Below are 6,720 nucleotides of genomic sequence, written 5' to 3' on the forward strand. Positions count from 1 at the left end.
GACATGTCGGAAAATTTGAACGGCCTTTGAATTGAGTTTCGATCAATTCCGTGGCTTGCGGGCGACCAAGGCCGGAACGGTTTAAGCCTCCGACAATCAGCCGGCGCTCTGCTCAGCAGGGAAGTAAAGCGGGAATGATACGCCTGGGATCTAGGCGCTCTCGGCGAGCGGCACTTCCTCGACCGGCGGGACAGCCTCGACGGGCAGGGTGCAGGTGACAGTCGTTCCCTGACCCTCGCGGCTCTTGATCTGGAGCGTGCCGCCGTGAAGCTCGATGAGCGCGCGGGAAATCGCCAGTCCGAGCCCGCTGCCTTGATGGCTCTTGGAGAACTGGTTTTCCACCTGCTCGAACGGTCTGCCGAGCTTGGTGATGTCCGTCTCGGCGATGCCGATCCCGGTGTCCTTGATGGCGATCTTCACCTGACCGTTTCTTCGGGACAGATGCACATCCACACGCCCACTGTCGCGGGTGAACTTGACCGCGTTCGACAGGAGATTGAGGAAGACTTGCTTCAACGAGCGACGGTCTGCTTCGATGGCGAGCTGGGCGGGGCCGTGGCGCTCCAAAGTGATGTCGCGCTCAGCGGCGGCCTGGTTCACAACTTTCATGCTGTCTTCAATGATGTCCGCCACATCCACAGTGCTGACATCGAGGGTCATGCGCCCGGCCTCGATCTTCGACATGTCGAGGATGTCGTTGATGACTTCGAGCAGGTAAGCGCCGCTTGAATAGATGTCGCGTGCGTATTCCTGATATTTCGGATGGCCGAGTGGGCCGAACAACGCCTGCTGCATCACCTCGGAGAAGCCGATTACGGCGTTCAGCGGCGTGCGAAGCTCGTGGCTGATATTGGCGAGGAACTCGGACTTGGCGCGGTTGGCGGCTTCCGCGCGGTTTTTCTCAAGCGCGTATTTCTCCGCGAGATCGACCAGTTGCTGCTTCTGGTGCTCCAGCTCGCGGCGCGAAAGCCGCAACTCGGCAACGCTGGCGCGGAGCTGGTGCTCGCTCTCAGCATTGCGGGTTTGGCTCTCCTTCAGGTCGCTGACATCCGTGCCGACGCTCACATAGCCGCCGTCGCGGGTGCGACGCTCATTGATGTGGAGCCAGCGGCCATCTTCCAATTGCGCTTCGTAGGTCCGCTGGTCTCCAGCATCCTTGCCGGCGACGGCGATACGTTTGGAGACGATCGGCTCGGCGGCGGCGGCGATGACTTCGTCATAAGAGCTTCCAGGTCTCACCAAATCGTCGGCGAGGCCATGGAACTGCTGGTATTTGCTGTTGCACATCACCAGCCGGTTCTGGTTGTCCCACAACACGAAGGCCTCGGAAATGGTCTCCACCGCGTCGCGCAGGCGGGCGTTGGCGTCGGCCGCTCCGGGGATCGCGTCCTGGTCGGCAAGGACCGCCATGCCGGTGAGGTAGGGCTCGGCGCCTGAAAGGTTCCGGGTGATATGTCCACGCAGGCGGATCGTGACCCAATGGCCTTCCGCGTGGCGCAAACGGAAGCACTGATCGAACAGCGAGATGCCTTCGCGCAAGTGACGGTCGACTTCGGCGCGAAGGTCGTCGTCGCGGTGCAGGGCCTGAGCCAGGACGCCGTAGGGCATGGCTTCGGTCATTGGTTCGGCCCCAAGAAGCCGGTACATGGGCGCGGACCAGTGCACGTGACCGCGGGCCAAGTTCCAGCGCCAGACACCGCAACCGGGCAGCGCCTCGGTCAGCTCTTCGGTGAGAGCGTCTCTTTGGGCGGCGGCCGCAGGCGGCGCGAGATACCACAGTCCGCCGGCAACGAGCGCGAGCACAGTCCGGCGCAGATCAGAAGCGTGATCTCGATAATGGCGTCGCTCCGCCAGCCGGAGAGGGCGTGGCCCACCGGCTGGAGGAAGGCCAGTTGCGCGTCGGTTTTCGGGATGTTGCGCACGGTGACGAGGGCATCGGTGCCGTCGAACAGGGTGATGCGCAGCACGCCCGCGTCGGCGCCCATGATCGTCAAAGGCTGCTGGGGCCCGAGAATCGTGAGAAGGTTCCCTTGATAGGGGCTGTCGATGGGCGCGCTCGCCTGGACATTGCCTTCGGCATCGGCGAGCAGCGCTGTGCGTCCATCGTGGATCGCGCCTTTCGGGAGGCTGTCGGCGAGGGTGGCTTGCCAATCCGTGCTGGAGTTGAGGGTTTCGGCTTTGAGCTGCAGGGCGGCGACCTCGGCCGTCAGCGCGAGCTGCCGCTGCGCGGAATCCAGCGCCGCGTCCTTGCCGTTACCGATCTGATAGTAGAAGCCCAGGCAGGTCGTGACCGCGAAGCCGATTAGAAGAATTGGGATAAGGCGACGCAGAACTTCGGTAGAGGGGAGATGGCGATCAAAGAGAGCACGCAGGTCCTGCCATTGTGGCCCCGCGATAGAAAAGACTCCCTCGCCTCGCGCAGAACGTGCCCGCGCCATTCGGTCCCCCTTCTTCTCTCGTCGCAGTCCCGGAGAAGTTGCCGCATCTCCGAATCGCTTCCGTCCATGGAATCGATGACGGACGCATCTGTCCAGTGGAAACCTGTGGAAATTGGGTTAACAACCCGTTGACAGCAGGGGAACGATTCTAGGCGCCGCCAAGGGTCTTGGTGACGATCTCGTAGCTGTCGGTGGAAAGCTCTTGGCCAGCAAGGCTTTCCAAGGCCGCTTTGGCGTGGGCTTGGCGCTTGGGTTCCAACGTGTACCAACTCTCAAAAGCGCCCAAAAGCCGGGCCGCCACGTGGGGATTGAACCGGTCGATCTCCAAGGCCTGCTCGGCCAGAAAGCGATAGCCCTCGCCATCGCCGCGGTTGAAGCCGGACGGGTTGGCTTGCGCGAAGGAGCCGATCAGGGCGCGCACCCGGTTCGGGTTCTTCAGAGAGAATTTCGGGTGGGCGAGGAGACCGCGCACCGTCTCCACGGAATCCGGGCGAACGGCGCGCGCCTGGACGGCGAACCATTTGTCGAGAACGAGCGGCTCATCCTGCCAACACTGGTAGAAGTCCGCGAGGACCTCGTCGCGAACCGGCGATTGTACATGCGACAACATTGAGAGCGCCATGATGGCGTCCGTCATGTTGGATGCGTCTCGATAGTGGCGCAGCGTCCGGTCGATCGCGTCTTGGGTCTCCGTCGCAGTCAGAAGGTCGAGGGCTGCATTACGCAGCGCCCGAAGGCCTGCGCTTTCCGGATCCGGCGAGAATTCTCCTTGCGGCGTCGCGGCGCCATAGATCTCGGTCAGCGTCTCGCCAATGGTCTCGCCGATCTTGGCACGCAAGGCGTTGCGCGCGTGCAGTACGGCATCGGTATCGACATTGCGTCCGAGCTCGCGGGCGATGTCGGATTCGCTCGGCAGCTTCAAAGCCTCGGCGCGATAGGCGGCCCCGAGCGTTTCGTCGCGCACCGTGGCGGCGAGGGCTTGCGCAAGGCGAACCGCTTCCTTGCCGGTGACGGGGCCCTTATCGAAACCATTTCGTGCTGCGGCAGTCATCAAGTTCGTGGCGTAGGTTTGCGCCGCCTGCCAGCGATTGAAAGGGTCGCTGTCATGCATCATCAGGAACTCGATCTGATCGGAATCGAGGCTCGTGGTGAGGCGCACGGGGGCGGAGAAATCGCGCAGCAGCGACGGCGTGGGTTGCACCGGCACGTCATGAAACTCGAAGACCTGCTCGCGCTCGGTCACCTCAAGCAGTCCGTCCGGCAGCACCTCACCGTCGATATTGAGCGGGAGCTCGGCGCCATTGGCGCCGATCAGGCCGACTTTCAGCGGAATGTGCATCGGCTCTTTGCTGGTTTGCCCCGGCGTCGGGGGCACGACCTGGCTCACCTTCAGGCGCGCGATCTTCTTGTGCGGATCGTAATCGAGCGAGCAGGCGAGTTCCGGCGTGCCGCTTTGGGTGTACCAGCGCATGAACTGGGTGAGATCGCGGCCTGACGCATCCGCCATGGCGGCGACAAAGTCCTCGACGGTCGCGGCCTCGCCGTCATGGCGCTCGAAATAGAGGTCGATCCCCTTGCGGAAGGCGTCGCGGCCAAGGAGGGTCTGCAACATGCGGCAGACTTCGGCGCCCTTCTCGTAGACCGTGGACGTATAGAAATTGTTGATCTCGATATACGACGCGGGCCGGACGGGATGGGCGAGGGGGCCTGCGTCTTCCGGAAATTGATGCGTCTTCAACAGGCGTGCGGTGATGATGCGCTCGACCGGCCCCATGCGAACGTCGCCGGTGAATTCCTGGTCGCGGAACACCGTCAGGCCTTCCTTCAGGCAAAGCTGGAACCAGTCGCGGCAGGTGACGCGATCGCCGGTCCAGTTATGGAAATACTCGTGGGCGATGACGCTTTCGATCGAGGCGTAGTCACCGTCGCTCGCGGTGTCCGGGCGGGCCAGCACGAGCTTGTCGTTGAAGATGTTGAGGCCCTTGTTCTCCATCGCGCCCATATTGAAGTCGCTGACGGCCACGATGTTGAACACGTCGAGATCGTATTCGAGGCCGAAGCGCTCCTCGTCCCAGCGCATGGCACGCTTCAGCGACTCCATGGCCCAGCCGCAGCGGTCCTCCTTGCCGGGCTCCACATGGATGCCGAGCGCAACTCTGCGTCCCGACGCGGTGGTGAAGGTATCGTGGATCGAGGCAGATCGCCACCGACCAGCGCGAACAGGTAGGAAGGTTTGGGGAAGGGATCGTGCCAGATCGCAAAATGGCGGCCCGTACCGGGTATCTCGCCAGATTCGACGAGGTTGCCGTTGGAGAGCAGCACCGGCGTGGTGTCGCGGTCCCCCTCGATGCGTACGGTATAGACGGCGAGCACGTCGGGCCGGTCCAAAAAATAGGTAATGCGGCGGAAGCCTTCGGGCTCGCACTGGGTGCAGTAGGTGCCCCGTGAGCGATAGAGGCCGGAGAGCTCGGTATTGGCCTCAGGGTCGCACCGCGTGGCGATATCGAGCGTGAAGGGCTCCGCCGGAAGCGTGTGGATGGTGAGCTTGCCGGGCGAGAGTGTGTAGTCGCCGGGCTCGAGCGCTTTGCCGTTGAGCGCGATGCGGTCGAGTGTCAGCGCCTCGCCGTCGAGCACCAGGGGTTGTCCGCCTTCCGCCACCGGATTGGGCCGCATGGTCAAAGTGGACGCGACGCGGGCACCCTTGGGCGCCAGGCTACATCGAGCGCCACTGCATCAATGAGATAAGCGGCCGGCGTGTAGGCCTCGAGAAACTTCGGCTGGCGGCTGGACTCGTTCATGGGGACTTAAGCCTTTCCTCTCCGTCGCTCTTAGAGGTCCCGGCGGGCCATGCCAAGCCCGAAGCTCGGCTGCTCACGGCCGGTCAATGAAACCTAGGGGCACGGTCGGGTGTTATCTCCGGATAGCCTCAAAAGGGAGATATTCATGAGTGCAACCAGCACGACGGACGAGGCGCCCACGTCGAGCGAGCGCGTGCCGCCAGATGCCTATCCCGCTGAAAAAGCCCGCGGCGGCGAGATTATTCTGAAGACCAAATGGGCCCGGGCGATCTTCCTCACCGGGTTATTCGGCGGTATCGTCGTGGTGGCTGCCGTAGCCATTTATCTCGGGATTTTCGGCTAGGAGAGCCCCATGAGCCCGACCGACAAGAAATCTTCGGCCCTCCGCCCCAGCCACCAGGTTTCCGGCAAGGATTACCCCGGCGAATGGGCCCGGCGGATCGAGCTCAGCCTCGATAAGGAAGGCCGTCGCGCGTTGTTCTACGGCGGGCTCTTCGGGGCCTTCGTCCTGGCTGTGGTGATCGCCGCGCTGATCGGGGTGGTCGTCGACGCGCCGCCGAAGATCTAAGCGCGCCCCCTAGCCGAGATCGACGCGGCGCAAGCGCAGCGCATTGCCTACCACCGACACCGACGACAGGCTCATGGCGGCCGCGGCAACGATGGGCGACAGCAAGATTCCGGCGACAGGGTAGAGCACGCCCGCTGCCACCGGCACGCCGATGGCATTATAGAAAAACGCGAAAGAACAGATTCTGCTTGATGTTGCGCATGGTGGCGCGGGCGAGCTTCACGCCGCGCACCACGCCGCGCAAATCACCCTTGAGCAGCGTAAGGCCGGCGCTTTCCATGGCTACATCCGCGCCCGTGCCCATGGCGATCCCGACATCCGCCTTCGCCAATGCCGGCGCGTCGTTGATACCGTCCCCGGCCATGGCGACGACGGCGCCGCCGTGCTGAAGATTTTCGATCAGGGTCAATTTTTCTTCCGGCTTGAGGCCGGCATGAACCTCGTCGATGCCGAGCTTGGCGGCGACGGCCTTGGCGGTCGTTGCGTTGTCGCCGGTCGCCATGACGATCCGCAAGCCCAGCGCATGCAGCGCGGCTATCGCTTCCGCCGCGCTCTCCTTAATGGGGTCGGCCACGGCAAAGATGCCGGCAAGCTTGCCGCCGGCGCCTAAGAACATCACCGTCTCGCCGCCTTGGCGGAGTTCGTCCGCTTTCCCTTCGAGCGGGGAGACGTCGATGCTTGCCGCCGCCATCAAGCGCGCATTGCCAAACAGGACGTTGCGGTCGCCGACACGGCCTTTGACCCCTTGACCAGTGACCGCCTCGAAGTCTCGGGTCTTCTCAGGTCTCAGTCCCTTCTCCTCCGCGCCCCTCAGGATGGCTTCGGCCAGGGGATGCTCGCTGCCTGTCTCAAGCGCCGCGGCCAGGCGCAGCACCTCGTCCGGGTCGAAACCTTGCGCCGCCTCGACCCCAGTGAG

Annotated in this window: 4 protein-coding genes and 2 pseudogenes; 2 read left to right on the forward strand and 4 right to left on the reverse strand. The window is 63.5% G+C overall.

What is annotated here, in order from left to right:
- Positions 1 to 150: 150 nt before the first annotated feature.
- The 3 genes and pseudogenes from AUC71_RS01700 to pepN all read right to left on the reverse strand — a co-directional run bounded on the left by AUC71_RS01700 (position 151) and on the right by pepN (position 5,236).
- Positions 151 to 1,803 carry a PAS domain-containing sensor histidine kinase gene (locus AUC71_RS01700; RefSeq protein WP_069622871.1) on the reverse strand — a complete coding sequence of 551 codons (1,653 nt, stop codon included), beginning with the start codon at positions 1,801 to 1,803 and terminating at the stop codon, positions 151 to 153.
- Positions 1,719 to 2,438: a cache domain-containing protein gene (locus tag AUC71_RS01705; RefSeq protein WP_069622872.1), complete on the reverse strand. Its 720-nt coding sequence runs from the start codon at positions 2,436 to 2,438 to the stop codon at positions 1,719 to 1,721. The genes AUC71_RS01700 and AUC71_RS01705 overlap by 85 nt, the downstream gene beginning before the upstream one ends.
- 148 nt (positions 2,439 to 2,586) lie before the next feature.
- A pseudogene (gene pepN / locus AUC71_RS01710) lies at positions 2,587 to 5,236 on the reverse strand (aminopeptidase N).
- 145 nt (positions 5,237 to 5,381) lie between these two features.
- Between pepN and AUC71_RS01715 the strand changes: the two are divergent.
- Positions 5,382 to 5,579 carry a hypothetical protein gene (locus AUC71_RS01715; RefSeq protein ID WP_069622873.1) on the forward strand — a complete coding sequence of 66 codons (198 nt, stop codon included), beginning with the start codon at positions 5,382 to 5,384 and terminating at the stop codon, positions 5,577 to 5,579.
- Between the two features lie 9 nt (positions 5,580 to 5,588).
- The gene (locus AUC71_RS01720; protein WP_069622874.1) at positions 5,589 to 5,804 is read left to right on the forward strand and encodes a hypothetical protein; all 216 of its coding nucleotides are present in this window, start codon (positions 5,589 to 5,591) and stop codon (positions 5,802 to 5,804) included.
- A 9-nt stretch (positions 5,805 to 5,813) separates the two neighbouring features.
- Here AUC71_RS01720 and AUC71_RS01725 read toward each other — a convergent pair.
- Positions 5,814 to 6,720 (reverse strand): annotated as a pseudogene (locus AUC71_RS01725) (HAD-IC family P-type ATPase); the annotation flags it as partial.

Source organism: Methyloceanibacter marginalis (assembly GCF_001723295.1).
Classification (GTDB): domain Bacteria; phylum Pseudomonadota; class Alphaproteobacteria; order Rhizobiales; family Methyloligellaceae; genus Methyloceanibacter; species Methyloceanibacter marginalis.

Excerpts from the sequence above, each read along its gene's own strand:
- AUC71_RS01715 (WP_069622873.1), top strand. The coding sequence starts at position 5,382 with ATGAGTGCAACCAGCACGACGGACGAGGCGCCCACGTCGAGCGAGCGC.
- AUC71_RS01705 (WP_069622872.1), bottom strand. The coding sequence starts at position 2,438 with ATGGCGCGGGCACGTTCTGCGCGAGGCGAGGGAGTCTTTTCTATCGCG.
- AUC71_RS01720 (WP_069622874.1), top strand. The coding sequence starts at position 5,589 with ATGAGCCCGACCGACAAGAAATCTTCGGCCCTCCGCCCCAGCCACCAG.